Origin of the sequence: Thalassoglobus sp. (assembly GCF_048270125.1) — a bacterium.
In the GTDB taxonomy this organism is placed as follows: Bacteria; Planctomycetota; Planctomycetia; order Planctomycetales; family Planctomycetaceae; genus Thalassoglobus.
The window spans coordinates 37,589-54,122 of sequence record NZ_JBLWTN010000019.1; the positions used below are offsets into that span (position 1 = coordinate 37,589).

The following is a 16,534-nucleotide window of genomic DNA, read 5'->3' on the forward strand; positions in this document are numbered from 1 at the left end:
CCCCTGATAGCCTTCGCTGCTCCTGCCAAGATTGAGATATGTCGCAACAGAATTCAGCAATCGATATTGATTTTCACGTGCCTTGTGTGCATCGGTTAAGGTTCACGAAGGATCTTTTCGGAAAAGACCAGGCAGTTTTACTCGATTTACTGGAATCTTCTGGTGACCAACAACCGCGCGTTCAGGTGTGGGTTGATGAGCAAGTCGCAAAGGCGCAGCCAGATTTGAGCATGCGAATCCGGACTTTTGCGTCTCGTTATAGCGATCAATTTGAACTCATTGGAAAGATCCAAACATGTCCTGGCGGAGAAGCGGTCAAGAATGATATTCACATCATTGAGCGGATGCTCAAGGTGATCAATGCTGCCGATTTGGATCGACGAAGTTACATCGTCGTGATCGGCGGCGGTGCTGTTCTCGATGCTGTGGGGTTTGCTGCTGCGATCGCACATCGCGGGATTCGATTGATTCGGATTCCGACGACGACACTTGCTCAGGCAGATTCCGGAGTCGGTGTCAAAAATAGTGTCAACTTGTTTGCCAAGAAGAACTGGGTCGGAACGTTTCATGTCCCATGGGCCGTGATCAACGATGAAGAGATGCTGTTGACATTGCCGGATCGAGATTTTCGAAACGGATTTTCCGAAGCGGTCAAGGTCTCTCTATTAAAAGATCGCGAGGAGTTCGAACGAATCGAACAGAACGCCAAAGAGATTCGAGATCGGAACATGGATGCAGTACGTCCGGTGATTCGTCGCTCCGCGCAACTGCATCTTGAACATATCACACAAGAGGGCGATCCCTTTGAAGCGCTGGAAGCCCGACCACTCGACTATGGTCATTGGTCGGCGCACAAGCTTGAGCCGATGACGAATTTCGAATTGCGACATGGTGAAGCTGTCGCAATCGGTGTGGCGGTCGATACGGTTTATTCATCGCTGGTCTATGGATTCCCAAAGGGGGACGCAGAGCGTGTCTTGCACTGCCTGCATAACCTTGGCCTCTCCCTTGACCATCCAGCTTTACATGAGACTGAAGAGCTGATGAAAGGCCTCGAAGAATTTCGCCAGCATCTTGGTGGTCGGCTGACTTTGACGATGCTGCCGGAAATTGGTCGGAAGATCAATGTTCACGAAGTCGACGATGTGAAAATGTTGCAGGCCATTGAACACGTTGCAAATTTCATGTCGACCGCTGCGAAAAAGAAGTCGGAGGGTTGATCGGTGAGTTAGCTCACTGAACGATTGTTCGTAATTGACAGAATGGTAGCATGATGAGGCCCCGTTTCCGAAATTCATGCAGAAAGGTCATTCGTTTTGATGCCAGCAGTCGTTGAAGATATTCCGCAGATTGAGTTGAAGTCGCTGGATGAATTGTGGTTTCAGGTCTCTGGAACGCTCTGCAATTTGGAATGTTCACACTGCTTTATCAGTTGTAGCCCGAAGAATGATTCATTCGGTTTTCTCTCACGAGAAGAAATTTCCAGGAGGCTGCAGGAGTCGGTGACGCTGGGAGTGAAGGAATACTATTTCACAGGAGGTGAGCCATTTCTCAACAAAGAAATGGTGTCGATTCTGGAAGAGACACTTACCTATGGACCGGCGACAGTCCTGACAAACGGAACTGTTCTCAAAGAAGAATGGCTTCTCCGATTGCGAGACGCGGAAAATCGTTCTGGCTACACTCTTGAATTTCGTGTCTCCATTGATGGACCAACCAAAGAGATCAACGATCCGATCCGCGGAGACGGAACTTTCGATCGTGCCATAAAGGGTGTTGAAAAACTCGTCGACGCTGGTTTTCTTCCGATCATCACGATGACACGTACATGGACTGATGAAGAAGATCGGGAGATCTTGGAAGGCTTTCGTAGAGTGCTCGCTGAGCATGGATATACTCGTCCGCGTCTCAAGATACTTCCTCGGCTGAAACTCGGAGCCGAAATGGAACGAACGTCCGGTTACAGCCAGGCAGAGCGAATTACGATGGAGATGATGGCTGACTTTGATGAATCGCAGTTGGTCTGCAATCACAGTCGAGTTGTTTCCGACCGGGGCATCCATGTCTGCCCAATTCTCCTGGATGCACCAGATTCCATTCTGGGAGATTCGCTGATTGAGTCGCAGCAACCATTTGCTCTGAGTCATGGAGCCTGTCTGACTTGTTATCAGTATGGTTCAATCTGCTCGAATCCGTCCTCCTTAAATCCGGAATAGAGAGCAAAGTCACCAGGGAGTGTGATCAAGCTGAACTTCAATAATTTGCAGCTTGTGAGGAGCTTGGGGAAATCCAGGGGTAAGAATCGAGTATGAAACTGGCGTTTTTTGGTGGCATCTATAACAACTATCTCGCTTTAGAGGCAGCGATCCGAGACGCTCGTGCTCGGGGGGCAGAGCAACTCTATTGCCTTGGAGATTTAGGAGCATTTGGACCGCATCCCGATCGTGTCTTCCCGCTCCTGCATGAGAACAACATTCAGGTGGTTCAAGGCAATTACGACAACAGCATCGGAAACGATTTAAAGGATTGCCAATGTGGATACACTGATCCTCGTGACAATCACTTCGCTCAAATCAGCTATGAATATACCTATCAAAACACAAGTCGTCTGAATCGAGACTGGATGCGTCAACTCCCGACAGAAATACGTTTTGAATATGAAGGGCAGCGTCTGCTGTTGTGTCATGGAAGCCCACGCAAAACGAATGAATTTCTCTGGGAATCAACAACAAGCACGCATTTTCTGGAGAAGCTTGCTGACGACCATCAGGCAGAGATTCTCCTTGGCACTCATACCGGGTTGCATTGGGAGCGTGAGCTCTCTGAAGGTCGGCGGTTCATCAATGTTGGCGTGTTGGGGCGTCCAGAGAATGATGGAGCAACAAATGTCTGGTACACATTACTGACGTTGAACGGTTCGCAATGTCAGGTGGAATTCATTCCGTTAGAGTATGACTATGAGAGACTGGCTCGCGAGATGAAAGACGAATCACTGCCCGAAGAGTTTATTGAGACGATTCTTACCGGCAGGTGGACGACGTGTCTAGAAGTGCTGCCGGGACGGGAGCGTCGCGTCGGGCAGTTCTGACTTTTTATCGAAGAGTCGTGGTGGTCGGGAGACTTTCATGGCTTTAGAGACTGTTCGCCTTGAAAAGAAGGCAGAGACCAATCTTGGAATTGCTTGGGTTTTGCACCGAATGAGCATGGCCGTTTGACTTCCGAATATACTCAAGCCGGTTCATAAACTTCTGGAATAGCTGCTTTTCTCGATGATTGAGAGAGCAATTTCAAGTTTCAGGATCAGTTCTCAAAACCTTCTCTGGGACTGTGTTCTACTCAACATCTTGATCAGTAGCGCGTTGCTTGCTTCTGATGACGAAATTCTCAAAGATGCTCAATGTCGGTTGAAATTCGTAGAAGAACGGGAAAATCAGAAATGAGTGAGTCAAAGTGTCGTTGGGGAATTCTCGGAGCCGCAACGATTGCCAAGAAGAACTGGGATGCGATCCGCAATTCAGGGAATGGCGTCGTGACGGCTGTTGCGAGCCGCAAGCAAGAGAGTGCTCAGGCATTTATTGACGAATGTCAGTTGTCTCGACCAGTTCGAGAATTGCCGGAGGCTGTCGAAGGATACGAGGCACTTCTACATCGTGATGATGTGGATGCCGTCTACATTCCGCTTCCAACCGGTCTTCGCAAGGAGTGGGTGATTAAGGCTGCTCAGGCTGGCAAACATGTGATGTGTGAAAAACCTTGCGCGGTCAGCGTCTCCGATTTGAAAGAGATGATTGCAGCTTGTGAAGAGAACAATGTTCAATTCATGGATGGCGTGATGTACATGCATTCCAAGCGAATGCCAGAACTCCGCAAAGTGATTGATGACGGTGAGAGTGTCGGAAAAATCAAACGGATTCAATCTCACTTTTCATTCTGTGCCCCGGAAGAATTTATTCAGGGAAACATTCGAGTCAGTAGCGAACTCGAACCGCAAGGCTGTGTTGGTGATCTTGGCTGGTATACGATTCGAATGTCTTTGTTCGCAATGAATTATGAATTGCCACAGCAAGTGGTTGGTCGGCAACTTTCGCAGCATGGACGCGAAGACAGTCCGTCACCAGTCCCAATGGAATTCTCTGGTGAATTATTGTTTCAAAACGGAGCCTCAGCTGGCTTCTACAATTCATTTTTGACCGAGCATCAACAACTTGTTCACATCAGTGGGTCAAAGGGGAATATCACGCTGAACGATTTTGTATTACCTTGGTGCGGCAATGAGATGTCGTTCGAAGTGAACAATGCCGTTTTCGATTTCACCGGTTGTGTTTGTGTGATGGAGAAGCACACCAGGATTCATCACATTGGAGAATACAGCAACAACGCACCCGATTCTCAAGAGACGAACCTGTTTCGCACGTTCAGTCAGTTAGCCTTAACCGGGAAACCCGATCCATTTTGGCCAGAGATCGCACTCAAAACACAAATCGTCATGGATGCCTGTCTGGAATCGGCCCGCAATGGAAGCGTGCCTGTGGATATTAAAGCGTAAGGGATTTTTTGTTGATCAGGATGAATCAAGCAACATGGCTTTCGATTTCTCTGCTGTTCCTCTGGGGGTGTCGCGGAGCCGAGCCCCCTGTCCAGCCCTCTGTTCAGACGGAGCGCAGTGTTAATCCAACTGAGTCGAAGGCTGGGCCGAGTTGGGTTGTGGACGAGGAAGTCGATCTCGATTCCGAACCATCAAAGAGTCAGCTGAGTGCGACGGCTGATGCATCGGGGAATCCAACGAAATCTGGTGGTGATCCTCACGCTGAAATCGGAATGATTTTTCGTCCGGACGATACGCGGACGCAGCCGGATGAATATCGCCTGAAAGCTGTTGGCATCCACAAGTATGAATCGAAAAGACTGGTCCTTTATTCGGACATCGATCCAGAAATTGCGAGGAAATTGCCGCCAGTCATTGATCAGGCTTATGACTCGTACGTGAGTTATTTTGGTGATCTTCCACCGGCGAGATCGAGAGCCGATTTCCAGATGACCGGGTACTTGATCAAAGATCATGACCTGTTTCAATCGGCAGGTTTAATTCCTGTTGAACTGAAAAATTTCAACCATGGTCAGCATCGAGGACAGGAATTCTGGATGCATGAGCAGGAGTACGATTATTATCGTCGGCATCTCCTCATTCATGAAGCGACACATTGCTTCATGACGATCATGCCCGGTCTTCATCCACCGCTCTGGTATCAAGAGGGAATGGCCGAACTCTTTGCGACTCATCGAATGAATCCGGACGGGACAGTCACTTTTGCAGTCACTCCGGACGACTCCAAACAGTTCGTTGGATGGAGTCGCATCGAAATGATTCAAGAAGAGGTCACTGCAGGAAGAATGCTGAACATCGATCAAGCCTCGGACTTGGGGCCCGTCGAATTTAGCAAGTCTCGCTCAACTCCCTACGCTTGGAGCTGGGCACTGTGCAAGTTTCTGGACTCGCATCCTCGTTATCAAAAACGATTTCGTGAGTTGGGGAATCATCTGGTCGGGAAAAAGTTTTTCAAACTTGCCGATTCACTTTTCGCTGAAGAGAAGATGTTGCTGGCTGCCGAATGGGATCAGTTTGCACGTCAGATTGACTATGGATGGGATTTTCAATCGAACGCTTTTCAGCTGGGGGACTCAGAACCAGTTGCAGCTTCGGCAACCTTTGAAAAAACGTTCAATGCTCAACGAGGCTGGCAGTCGAGTGGGGTGCTGGTGCAAGCGAATGTCCCCTATACGATTACAGCGACCGGCACGGTTTCGTTAGCAGCCGTCCCAAAACCCTGGATCAGTGAACCACAGGGGATTACTCTTCGGTATGCAAAGGGCTTACCGATTGGTCGGTTACAAGCAGGTGTACTCGTCGATCCCGGAGAGGGACAGGGAACCGTCACAACTCCATTTGAAGTCAAGGACTGTGGGAAGGGAACCGTAGTTCGATTTCAGAACCCCGGTCTGTTGATGTTCAGCATTAATGATTTTGGGAGTGAACGATCCGACAACGAAGGTGAGTACTCAGTCAAGGTAACGGCTCAAGCCCCTATCCCTTGATCAGCTCCTTAATCAACGGCTATCCGTGTTCTCTTCTCTCGAAGGGACACACAACTCGATGGATGCACCCGAGATCACCTGTTCGAGCAATGCGATGGTTGCTAACGGAACTGGCTGGACCGGGATTGATCACTCGAAATCAGCTTGCTTCTCAATAAACGCATTGCGAAGCTCTCGGACACGCTGAAGTTCGATCCCTTCAGGAGCTTCATTAAGCACCCATTCTGTTTCTGCGAGTCCATCTTCAATTCGATTTGTTCGCAAGCAGAGGACAGCTTTATAGAGTCGATCATCGACCGAATCGGGATTGATTGCCAAAATCGTCCGAACGTAGCACAAGGATGCTTCAACGTCGTCAGAGTCATTAGCGACTCGAATCAAATTCCGCAACATTCGCTGGACTATATTCTCAGCTGACTGCGGTTCAAGATAAGTGTCACTCCAGGGGAAGCCGGAAAACTCACGGACTTTCTGGCGACACTCAAGAAGTGACATCTCTTTGCCTCCTTCGAATGCATCAATATAGATTGGGGTTCCATCTTTGGGGACGACTCTCGCGATGAAGTGGCCGGGGAGACCGATTCCTGCAGCGTCGAGTCCAATGCGACGGGCAAATTCAACGTAGAGAATCGAAAGCGTCAGCGGTAATCCTTCTCGGTCATCAATCGCTTCGTTGATGTAGCTGTTTGATGCGTGATAGTAGTTCGTTCGGCTTCCGTGGAATCCCTGCGTTTTGAACAAAAACTCATTGAGCCTTGTGATTTTTTCCTTGTCATCAGCATCCGATGGAACTGTTTTCTGAAACTCTTCGACCATTTGATCAAAGAGTTTTTCGTACTCTTGCGGAACCATCTCGGAATTGTCGAGAGCGGAAATCAATAACGAGGCATGCAGCAGATTGACAGGTTCATTGTTCTCGCTGCGAATCGCTTTCAGCAGTTGTTGACGAACCTGTTGCTCGTGAACTTCCCTCGCAAGTTGCCGAAGATGCTCGGCTCGTTTCTCGAGAACTTTGGCCTGAGCTTTAAGAGCCTTCATCCCCGTTTGATCAAAGTCGGTGAATTCATGAACGATTTCCATTTGTGGTGGATGTCGATGTTCAATGACGTTCGCCAGTTCAACGACTCGGAGACGAGTTGCTTCTGTCGGTTTTTCGTTTGCGAGTTCTGTCGCGAATTCAAATCTTTTGAACTGGGCAGTTGTGTGTCGAAACTTGACGAGTCCAATCCGCCCACCGGACAGTTTTGGCTGATGGTGAGTTAAGACTAGTTCGTCGTTGCAATAACATTCAATGGCCTCTTCAGTCAATTTGACCTTCAGCCGATTCCATTCCTCTGCATGAAAATGTCGGGAGCGTACGTCTGACAATACATTCCAGCTGTAAACCGTTGGTCCATCAAAACGAGTCAAGCGGAGTAAGCCACTGCTGGCATAAAACCCGTAGTGAATGTCTCCTCCATCGGAATGAAAAACGAGCCCTGCTGCGCCATCTTCCTCTTCAATTTTGACATCAACTGCAAGTTCAAAAGGAAGCTCGGGTGGAGTTAGCTTTGAAAGGCATAACGCTCGTCCACCGAATCCTCTGCTGGTTCCAGAAACGGAAATGACGCCTGAGCGGTGTTTCCAGTTAACGTCTCCGGTGGGCTCCCAGATTCGTGAGTTCAAAGCTCCGATTGTCATCCAGCGAGACATTGGAACCGGATTCGGCGAGTCGAGAAGTTCACGAACGACATTCGCTTTCACTGCATAACCCAAGTTGTCGGTCACCCGAGATTTTAGCGTCATCAGACCATGAACTCGCCCCTGCATATCCATCACTGGCCCGCCACTGTTCCCTTGTTCGATCGGAATCGCCAATTGAATCAGGGACATCCCGTCATCATGTTCACGGAATCCAGAGACGACACCAGTCACCACACTATGTTCGAGTCCCCATGGATTCCCGAGTGCAAAGATCGGTTGTCCTTGTTTCAAACTGTCAGGCTGGGCCAACTTCAGCGGGGTGAGCTTGTTGGCATTGATCGCAATGATCGCCACATCTTGAGTGCTGTTCGTCCCGTGAATCTGTGTGACTGGGAACTCGCGTTCATCGAACAGTCGCACTCGGACTGGACGTGCTTCACCGATCACATGCAGGTTCGTTGCAATCAGGCCATCTTCGCTGATGATGAATCCACTCCCAATTCCGAGCGGTTTCCCATCGCGCCCTTCCATCTCAACGACGACGACTGATTCTTGAGCATCCTTCACCATCTTCAGAAATTGCTCTGAAGAAATGCCAGCCAACTGGGTGGCGACATCAATCACTTCCGACATCTCTTTAGGCTCTGTTTCCTGGCTGAGAAGTAGAGACGGGCAAGAGACTAAGAGGAAACTCAGAAGGACAATCTGTTTGAAGTGATTCATTTTGTGCAACCTGGTCCGATTTGGAAGCGAGTGAAAACTGCGGAATGATTCTATCAGACTTCTGAGAGAAAAAGTGTGTCACAAAAGAATTTCGTGTCATAAATTCAATCCGATGAAGCGGCGACTGATGATCGCTCTTATCGAATTGGACTTCGTGTTCTGCCTCGCGACGAACAGCAATTTTAATGCTGAGACACCTTTTACGGCGGAGCACGGTAGAGCTAGTTGCTCAAGATTCTGGCAAAGTCACCATTCGGTGAGCGGGTTGGAGTATGGTAGCGAAACGGCATTCGAGTGATTCAGCAAGGCGTGCTGTGCTCTGGAGGCTAATGGATTTCTTTTTGAGACATACGATTGTTTCACAGGAAGAGAGTTCGTTAAGGTGATCGTTATCGCAACCATTCAGCTGTCAGGAGTCTGATCATAATGCCTCTCCGCGTGATTTTTCTTTGCGTTGTTGCTCTGATGTCGAGTTCGGTCGTAGCTGATGATCGACCCAACTTTGTCTTCATTTTAGTCGACGATCTCGGGTACATGGACATCGGTGCGAATAACCCCGATACATTTTATGAAACGCCCAACGTGGATCGGTTGGCACAAGAGGGGATTCGGTTTTCCGATGGATACGCAGCGAATCCCGTGTGCAGTCCTACACGCTACAGCATTCTGACTGGAAAATATCCGACGCGTGTCGATGCGACAAATTTCTTTGCGGGGAAGCGGGAATCAACTTTCAGACCTGCTCCGCTGAATGACCGGATGCCACTTGAAGAAACGACGATTGCCGAACAGATGCGACACGCTGGTTACAAAACTGCGTTTCTTGGGAAGTGGCATTTAGGACCGACTGAAGCGTATTGGCCAGATCGACAGGGATTTGACTTGAACGTCGGCGGTCACGTACGCGGTTTGCCGAAGTCCTATTTCTCTCCGTATAAAAATCCACGTCTCGAGGATGGCCCAAAAGGAGAGTATCTGACTGAGCGGTTGACGAATGAGACACTGAATATTCTTGAGCAATATCAGGACGATCCCTTCTTCCTCTACCTCGCGTTTTATACTGTCCACACACCACTGCAGGCTCCGCAGGATCTTGTTCAGAAATATCGCAAGAAGGCTGAACAGTTTTCTGGATTGGCAGAGTTTGCTGAAGAGGAACAGGTCTGGCCCAATGCTCCAAAGCGCCAAGTTCGCATTCTTCAAAAACACGCAACTTACGCAGCGATGGTGGAGGTCATGGATACCAGTGTGGGGCGGATTCTTGAGAAACTCAAACAGCTCGGTATCGATGATGAAACCGTCGTCTGCTTCTTTTCTGATAATGGAGGGCTCTCGACATCAGAAGGTTCTCCGACTTCGAATTTGCCGTTTCGTGGAGGAAAGGGGTGGCTGTACGAGGGGGGAATTCGAGAGCCAATGATTATCAAGTGGCCACAGGGAGGACAGTCGAACGTCGTCCGGGGCGAAGCGGTTTCGAGTGTCGATTTCTATCCAACATTCTTAGAGATCGCTGGGATTGAAGCATCGCAAGATTTACAACTCGACGGTGTCAGTCTTGTACCACTTCTGACCGGCGGACATCTTGAAGATCGAAGCTTGTTCTGGCACTACCCCCATTACAGTAACCAGGGGGGATTCCCCGGAGGAGCAATTCGAACTGGCAACTACAAACTTGTGGAGCGATATGAGGATGGCCGGACGCATCTCTACAATCTTGCAGACGACCCCGGTGAGGAACACGATCTCTCAAGTGAGAACCCGACGCAAGTTGCCCGAATGAGAAAGGAATTACACCAGTGGTACAAGGATGTCGACGCAAAATTTCTGCAACCAAATTCACCAGACCAGACTCCCTGGCGACCGTGAGGAGCTGTTCTCCGTGTTTTGAATGCCGAGCGATTTGAGGCTGCCAAAATTCGATAGCATCCTGCATTTCATCCAGTTGTGCTTATTCAGATTCGGAGCGCCGAACGATAGCTGGATGGTTCTGTGAATTATTCAACTAGGAAGACTTCTTTCACCGGAGGAAATTTTAGAGTTGGATTGAGACGAAGCCCAAGCGCTGTCACGATTCGAATTGAGCCAACGGCGAAACCGAGATCGTGTGTCCCATTGGCAACGAGTACCACGCTACCCCATTTCGAATATACGGTTCCGGCCAGTGTCCCACTGCCGAGTAACTGCTCGGTCAGCAAAACTATGGGGCGTCGATTGTTGCGGTTTTGGAAAATGAATATTCCATCATAAGGACTCGATGCATCGGAGAGTGGAGTGAATTTCACACCGAGAACTGCGCCATTGATCACAGCACTGGGGAGTAAAGCCCGCAGGTTCGAGATTGGTGGAGTCGAAGAATCTTCTCCAATATCTGGCAAGCCCGAGGTCGGAGAAAAAGTGGGATTCTCTGAAATGTAGAACATCACTCCTCTGCCATTTATTGGGCCGGCTAGAACACTCAGTGGGATGCCCGTTATTGGATGCTGACCTCGGATAATGTAAACGCCTGGCTCAAACCGTACCGGTCCAGTAACGATATTGATGTAGTCATAAACTCCCGGCTCAAGTACGACTGTCGGTGAGAGAATCGGCAAGTTCAGAATGTCGACGGAGCCTCGATAAGTCTCATCCACATTTGCTGCATCCTCAAATGTGGTTGGCACAGGTAATTCCTTGAGAGGATCTGGAGCAGGGCCCATATTCGCGCGCAGAGAATTGTCCTCAGCTTCGTCAATGTGACCATAGTTTCTGTGATCGTCGACTCCTCCCGTCACACGGATGTGCTCCGCGTTCAGCTTGGTTAACCGCAGAAGCGGCGTGCATGTGAGAGCACTTCTTAAGAGCCGGTTTTCGCCGACAGGCTCCCCATGTTCATCGACCCCTCCCCAATCGTTGTTGATTGCGATTCCCCCACTAATATTGACGCGACCGAGTCCAAGTACTTCCATCCCTCCCAAGTGATGATTCGGGAGTGACGGAATTGTCAGTGGGAGACCTGTAATTGTGATCGGATCAGGGTTGGGGTCTAAAACAACAACGCTCAGGGGAGGCGTCGCATCTTTAATGCCAGCAACAGCACGCGCTCTCACTCCTCGTGATGCGAACTTGTTCGTGAGGTGCATTAAGAATGTGTCAGTTTCATTGCTGACATTGACCTCGTAGAAGTTGCTTCTTCCCCGGTATGCGCCCGAGATTGGAGGGGAGTGGACTTGAATGGCTGCGCTCTCCATCGCGTTATAGTTGCGAACGATTTCTTCAGCTTTTTGTCGTGCGAAATTTGGAGGGTCTCCTTGAGATGCTGAAAAGGCAGCAGTTGTTGCTGCGGCATCTGCCACATGTTGAGTCGTGCGAAAATCATGAAGTAGCAGGCTTCCGTCGATGACGAGTCCTATGATCCCCAAGATCATTGGGAAAGCCATCAAAACTAGAATTAAAACTTTTCCAGATCTTTGATTCGGGGCTGATTTCCGTAGAAGTGCGAAGCCTAGAGCATCTTTCGAATTGGTTTGCAGGTTCTGCCTCGTGGCGAACAGTATCTTTACTAGAGAAATGCGTTCTTCACGGGCACATGGTAAGGGAAGCTGCTCTAAGGTCGAGGAACCTTCCCTGTCGTTTAATGGTGATCCAGCTCGAACATTCGACGCGGGGCAGTTGTTGAGGTCAGTCGTCCTGTGGCAATTTGAGGTCGATGTTTTCATGATCTTAATGCCTGATTCGAACAACGGAACTTGATTGCATCGGCAGGTCCGCACCAAGTAGTCCAAAGACTGGCTGGTGCACATAACTGACCGTCGCTTTCACTCGCGAGTCCGCTTCATTCACTCCGTCGAGCCATTCCAGTTGAACAGTGACTTCTTGATGGGGCATCGTTACGCAAATCGGTTTCACAATTTGAGTTTGAACCGAGTCTTCTGCGATTGAGGAAGAGTAGGTTTCTGGTCCCCAGGATGTGATTTCTGGTTCTGAATACTCTCCCCGCAGAGAAGCGGCTCTGGCAAGTTTCCGGGATCCTTCTGCTAGAGTGTTGTATTCCAGAACCATGAGTGCGAGATCGAGAGCAACCATCAACACCATTAGCAAAACTGGCAGGACGATCGCAGCCTCAACAACCGAAGCTCCACGTCGACATTGCTTGTTGCCGGAATTCGAGATCGAATAAAAATTTCGGAGTTTCATGTTTCACCCATCACCGAAATTGCCGAAAAGTGACTGATTCAGACAAAGCGACCTGATGAGGAAGTCCGGGCCAGTTCACAATTGTGTGAAACGCATAATTCGTTCGAACCGTGACGAGAAGGATATCATCTGCGTCCACTTCCGTTTCGATTTCAGAGCTGAGATTGTCGGGCTCGAATCCGTGGTTTTCTGAAAGTTCCTCAGCAACGAGCGAATGAATTTTCTCTTCCCATGCTTCGCTGTTGAGGCTGGAAAGGCGATGCGTTGCACCATAGAAACAACCTGTCGCATTCGCATTTGAAACCGAAATTGCCCAGTATGTCACCCGTCCGTAATCGACGCACCCCAATAAAAACGTGAGTACCATCGGAAGCGTGATCGCCAACTCAGTCGCTGCGGTCCCATTGCGGCGAACCCTGTTTTTCGAGGGAACGGATCGGGTCGTCTTTGCTGGTCGCTTACTCAGCATCGTCCACCTCAACGGGACTTGCCAGGTTCTCCCAGATTCCAATGGCTGCCGGACCAGCCAGGACGACAAAGACTGCAGGGAAAATTAAAAACAGGACCGGCAGCAGGATTTTGACCGTCGCTTTCTGAGCCCGTTCTTCAGCTAAGAGTTCTCGCTGAGTCCGTAAAAGATCAGCATGAGCCCTGAGCGCATCTGAAATTTTCGTTCCATATTTTCGCGATTGCTGACAAAGTACGGCGAGACTTTTGATCGGTTTGCAACCAGTCCGCTCTGCGAAACTTAACATTGCATTATCGACGGACTCTCCTAAATTCATTTCGTTCTGTACACGTGTCAGTTCGCTTCGCAGTAGAGGATGTGCGTGCCCAATTTCGTCACTGACTCGCTTGATTGCAGCTTCAAGGCTTAACCCGCTCGCCATACAAGTGATGAGCAGATCGAGAAAGTCGGGAATCGCTTTGACAAGAAGGATGAGTCGGCGTTTCTTTTGACGATCGAGCCACAAGCCCGGTAGCAACATGCCTATTCCCCCTCCGATTAAGGCAATCCAAACAGCCTGTTCTGGAGTCAAATAAGAGAAGGTGAGGAGAATCAATGCACAAGGTGTTGGGAGAACAGCGAGGAGCAAGGTCATCCCGACAAAGATGGGGACGGCTTGAGGTTGGTAATATCCAGCACTTCTCAGCCGGTCAGCGAGTTGGTTATGGTCTGTTCCATTGGAGGAGAGCTGTTTTGTCCCGAGGCTTGGCACAAGCTTGATAATGAATTGGCTCAATCGATGTTGAACTTTTTTCTCACGCTTTACGAAGCTCTGTTTCGAACGAGACTCCTCCGAAATTCTTTTTTGAATTCGGTGATCAGAGTTGTCGAGTAATTGCATCACCAAATACGTCACGCCGGCGACAAGGCAGAATGCCAGACCCGCGTAAGTATTGAACAATGAGTACATGAAGGAGGACATGGGAATTTTCAAGCATATCGAGTTGTTGAAAATGAGAGCAGTGTGCTGAATTCAACAGGTTGCGTTATTGTGAAAGTGCGATGTCAGTATTCGAAATTTACGATTCGACGAATCCACAAAATGCCTACAATGATTGAGATTGCTAATCCAATGAGTAATTTCGGATAGTTAAAAAGAACAGATGCGTATTGAGGATCTAAAACATAGATTCCACCAAAGGCGAGAAATGGCAGGAGCGAAAGAACGAGCGCCTGCATCCGGCCCTCGCCGGTGATCGCTTTAACCTTCATGCCTAATTTCATTCGTTTTCGGACCGTGTCGGAAAGATTTTCCAACACCTCTGCTGGGTTTCCCCCTGCTTGACGTTGCAGCACCATCGCAACTGAAAAGAGCTGAAGTTCAATGATACCCGTTCGATTCCCCAAGTCTCTCAAAGTTGTTTCATAGGGAAGTCCGAGGCTCTGCTGTTCGCAGCAATAACTGAACTCATCTGAGATGGGTGGACTCGATTCTTTGGCGATCACATTTAATGCGTTTGGAATGGTCTGCCCCGACTGCACCGCTCGCCGAATCATTTCGAAAGTTTCTGGAAGTTGAATTCTCAGTTGCTGGATTCGCTGCTTTCTGAGCCAGATAAGATGACACCAGGGAAAGAGAAGACCAAGACAGGTCAGCCCGATAGCGATTTCGATCCTTCCGTGAAAGAGGATGGTTGAACCGAAAAGCAATCCGAGTATCACCGACCGTTTGATTAAATCCGTCACCTGAATCTGCAATCCAGCCTGCTCAATGCAGCGAATGATTCGATCGTGGATTGAAAGTTTCAGCTCGGGATTGATCGCAGTTTGAGAATTGGACCAGTCTTTGAATAATTTTGAATTGGTGACCTGACTCCGAATTCTCTCTTTTAATTCGCTCTGAATTCGAGTTGAGATTCGCTTCTTTTTTGAAAAGGAGTCAACGACGAGCATGAGAAGCGATGTCATCGACATCAACAATGCGACCGATGTTAGACTGAACCCGTTTAAGATGTTTGTCATCGCAATCTCACTGATTATTGGCGATACCATCGATACGTTCCACGACAAGTTTGCCTTCTTCAAAAATGTGATACGGAACTTCGAAACCAGAGACTTTCAGAGCCTCTAGACATCGAGGTCGAATTCCCGTTGCAATAAAGTCGCCACAAATATTGCTGCTTGCATCTGTGCTTTGTTTTTCAAATCGAAAAATATCATGCGATTCAATAACATTCTCAGTGGCACCGGTTACCTCGGTCACTTGAGTGATCTTCCGCTCGCCACTGGGGAGGCGTTCACACTGGACGATGATCTGGACTGCGGAGCCAATGAGTTCGTGGATGAACCAGACTGGAAGGTCATAGCCGGCCATCCCAATCAGCATTTCCAACCTTCGAATCGCATCACGTGCGTTGTTCGCATGAATGGTCGTTAAACTTCCTGAGTGCCCAGTCGTCATCGCTTGAAGCATGTCAAAGGCCTCTTCGCCTCGACATTCCCCGACGATGATTCGGTCCGGTCTCATACGTAACGAATTCTTGAGCAGGTCTCTGGCTGTCACTTCTCCTTTGCCTTCGAGATTCGGTGGACGTGTTTCGAGCCTGGCGACTCTTGACTGCGTTAACTTCAACTCAGCGGCATCTTCGATGGTGACAATTCTTTCGTTATCGGGAATAAACCCGGTGATGAGATTCAGTAATGTTGATTTTCCACTACCAGTCCCTCCCGAGACGATGATGTTCATTCTGGCGCGCACACATGCAACTAAGAACTGCGCGATCTCTTTTGTCATTGATCCGCGAGCGATGAGGTCCTGAACGCGGAGCGGGGTTTGGCTAAAGCGGCGAATAGAAACAAGTGCTCCATCCAATGCCAAAGGACGAATGACTGCATTGACTCGGCTTCCATCTTCCAGCCGCGCATCGACCATCGGGCTCGACTCATCAAGCCGGCGTCCCACTTTGCTCGCAATCCTCTGCACAATTTCGATGAGGTGATCCTGATCATGAAAGTGAATCGAAGTGTCTTCCAGACGTCCTCGACGTTCCACATACACTCGATCCGGACCATCAATCAAAATGTCGTTGACAGTCGGGTCTCGCAGCAGTGGTTCAATTGGCCCAAGCCCTAGTGTTTCATCGATCACTTCCTCAACGAGTTTTTGCTGGTCCGCATTTGTGAGCAGGTCACCACGAAACCGACAAAGGTCTTCGATCCCTTTACGGAGTTCCTTCCGCATTTCGTAGTCGTTGAGGCCACCAAATGAATCATAATTTAAAGCTTCGATCAAGTGCTTGTGGATGTCACGCTTCAGGTTCAGAAACCGCTCTCGATTCGATCTCTGATCCGTGGACGGGACGTCGCTAGATGGAAGGTTTGATTCCGATAAGATTTGCATTTGATTCTTCTATG

Annotated in this window: 13 protein-coding genes; 6 read left to right on the plus strand and 7 right to left on the minus strand. The window is 49.1% G+C overall.

What is annotated here, in order from left to right:
• The first annotated feature begins 38 nt into the window (after positions 1-38).
• The 5 genes from ACN0YR_RS17920 (at position 39) to ACN0YR_RS17940 (ending at position 6,093) form a co-directional block, all read left to right on the plus strand.
• Positions 39-1,220: a 3-dehydroquinate synthase gene (locus ACN0YR_RS17920; RefSeq protein ID WP_417850611.1), complete on the plus strand. Its 1,182-nt coding sequence runs from the start codon at positions 39-41 to the stop codon at positions 1,218-1,220.
• A gap of 99 nt (positions 1,221-1,319) precedes the next feature.
• Complete coding sequence (locus ACN0YR_RS17925) at positions 1,320-2,216, plus strand: radical SAM protein (RefSeq protein WP_417850612.1); 897 nt, start codon at positions 1,320-1,322, stop codon at positions 2,214-2,216.
• A 92-nt stretch (positions 2,217-2,308) separates the two neighbouring features.
• Positions 2,309-3,088, plus strand: a complete 780-nt coding sequence (locus ACN0YR_RS17930) for a metallophosphoesterase family protein (protein ID WP_417850613.1) — start codon at positions 2,309-2,311, stop codon at positions 3,086-3,088.
• Positions 3,089-3,436: 348 nt separating this feature from the next.
• Positions 3,437-4,546 carry a Gfo/Idh/MocA family protein gene (locus tag ACN0YR_RS17935; protein WP_417850614.1) on the plus strand — a complete coding sequence of 370 codons (1,110 nt, stop codon included), beginning with the start codon at positions 3,437-3,439 and terminating at the stop codon, positions 4,544-4,546.
• A gap of 20 nt (positions 4,547-4,566) precedes the next feature.
• Positions 4,567-6,093 carry a hypothetical protein gene (locus ACN0YR_RS17940; RefSeq protein WP_417850615.1) on the plus strand — a complete coding sequence of 509 codons (1,527 nt, stop codon included), beginning with the start codon at positions 4,567-4,569 and terminating at the stop codon, positions 6,091-6,093.
• A gap of 129 nt (positions 6,094-6,222) precedes the next feature.
• Here the strand turns inward: ACN0YR_RS17940 and ACN0YR_RS17945 are convergent, their stop codons facing one another.
• Positions 6,223-8,499, minus strand: a complete 2,277-nt coding sequence (locus tag ACN0YR_RS17945; RefSeq protein WP_417850616.1) for a transglutaminase family protein — start codon at positions 8,497-8,499, stop codon at positions 6,223-6,225.
• A gap of 426 nt (positions 8,500-8,925) precedes the next feature.
• Between ACN0YR_RS17945 and ACN0YR_RS17950 the strand changes: the two genes are divergently transcribed.
• Positions 8,926-10,365, plus strand: a complete 1,440-nt coding sequence (locus ACN0YR_RS17950) for a sulfatase (protein WP_417850617.1) — start codon at positions 8,926-8,928, stop codon at positions 10,363-10,365.
• Between the two features lie 128 nt (positions 10,366-10,493).
• Here the strand turns inward: ACN0YR_RS17950 and ACN0YR_RS17955 are convergent, their stop codons facing one another.
• From ACN0YR_RS17955 to ACN0YR_RS17980, 6 genes are all read right to left on the minus strand, one after another.
• On the minus strand, positions 10,494-12,278 hold the full coding sequence (locus ACN0YR_RS17955; protein WP_417850618.1) for a pilus assembly protein TadG-related protein: 1,785 nt from the start codon (positions 12,276-12,278) through the stop codon (positions 10,494-10,496).
• Positions 12,199-12,672, minus strand: coding sequence for a TadE/TadG family type IV pilus assembly protein (locus ACN0YR_RS17960; RefSeq protein WP_417850619.1), 474 nt, complete (start codon positions 12,670-12,672; stop codon positions 12,199-12,201). Before ACN0YR_RS17960 ends, ACN0YR_RS17955 begins: the two co-directional genes overlap by 80 nt.
• Before the next feature lie 10 nt (positions 12,673-12,682).
• A complete protein-coding gene (locus tag ACN0YR_RS17965) occupies positions 12,683-13,141 on the minus strand; it encodes a TadE family protein (protein ID WP_417850620.1) in 459 nt (152 codons plus the stop codon).
• Entirely contained in the window at positions 13,131-14,102 is a 972-nt protein-coding gene (locus ACN0YR_RS17970; protein ID WP_417850621.1) for a type II secretion system F family protein, read from the minus strand. Before ACN0YR_RS17970 ends, ACN0YR_RS17965 begins: the two co-directional genes overlap by 11 nt.
• Positions 14,103-14,185: 83 nt before the next feature.
• Positions 14,186-15,142 (minus strand): type II secretion system F family protein, encoded by a 957-nt coding sequence (locus ACN0YR_RS17975; protein WP_417850622.1) that lies wholly within the window; start codon positions 15,140-15,142, stop codon positions 14,186-14,188.
• Positions 15,143-15,149: 7 nt separating this feature from the next.
• Positions 15,150-16,520, minus strand: coding sequence for a CpaF family protein (locus ACN0YR_RS17980; RefSeq protein ID WP_417850623.1), 1,371 nt, complete (start codon positions 16,518-16,520; stop codon positions 15,150-15,152).
• Between the last annotated feature and the right edge of the window lie 14 nt (positions 16,521-16,534).

Coding starts and splice junctions, on each gene's coding strand:
- ACN0YR_RS17920 (WP_417850611.1), top strand. CDS start 39: ATGTCGCAACAGAATTCAGCAATCGATATTGATTTTCACGTGCCTTGT.
- ACN0YR_RS17925 (WP_417850612.1), top strand. CDS start 1,320: ATGCCAGCAGTCGTTGAAGATATTCCGCAGATTGAGTTGAAGTCGCTG.
- ACN0YR_RS17930 (WP_417850613.1), top strand. CDS start 2,309: ATGAAACTGGCGTTTTTTGGTGGCATCTATAACAACTATCTCGCTTTA.
- ACN0YR_RS17935 (WP_417850614.1), top strand. CDS start 3,437: ATGAGTGAGTCAAAGTGTCGTTGGGGAATTCTCGGAGCCGCAACGATT.
- ACN0YR_RS17940 (WP_417850615.1), top strand. CDS start 4,567: ATGAATCAAGCAACATGGCTTTCGATTTCTCTGCTGTTCCTCTGGGGG.
- ACN0YR_RS17945 (WP_417850616.1), bottom strand. CDS start 8,499: ATGAATCACTTCAAACAGATTGTCCTTCTGAGTTTCCTCTTAGTCTCT.
- ACN0YR_RS17950 (WP_417850617.1), top strand. CDS start 8,926: ATGCCTCTCCGCGTGATTTTTCTTTGCGTTGTTGCTCTGATGTCGAGT.
- ACN0YR_RS17955 (WP_417850618.1), bottom strand. CDS start 12,278: ATGTGCACCAGCCAGTCTTTGGACTACTTGGTGCGGACCTGCCGATGC.
- ACN0YR_RS17960 (WP_417850619.1), bottom strand. CDS start 12,672: ATGAAACTCCGAAATTTTTATTCGATCTCGAATTCCGGCAACAAGCAA.
- ACN0YR_RS17965 (WP_417850620.1), bottom strand. CDS start 13,141: ATGCTGAGTAAGCGACCAGCAAAGACGACCCGATCCGTTCCCTCGAAA.
- ACN0YR_RS17970 (WP_417850621.1), bottom strand. CDS start 14,102: ATGTCCTCCTTCATGTACTCATTGTTCAATACTTACGCGGGTCTGGCA.
- ACN0YR_RS17975 (WP_417850622.1), bottom strand. CDS start 15,142: ATGACAAACATCTTAAACGGGTTCAGTCTAACATCGGTCGCATTGTTG.
- ACN0YR_RS17980 (WP_417850623.1), bottom strand. CDS start 16,520: ATGCAAATCTTATCGGAATCAAACCTTCCATCTAGCGACGTCCCGTCC.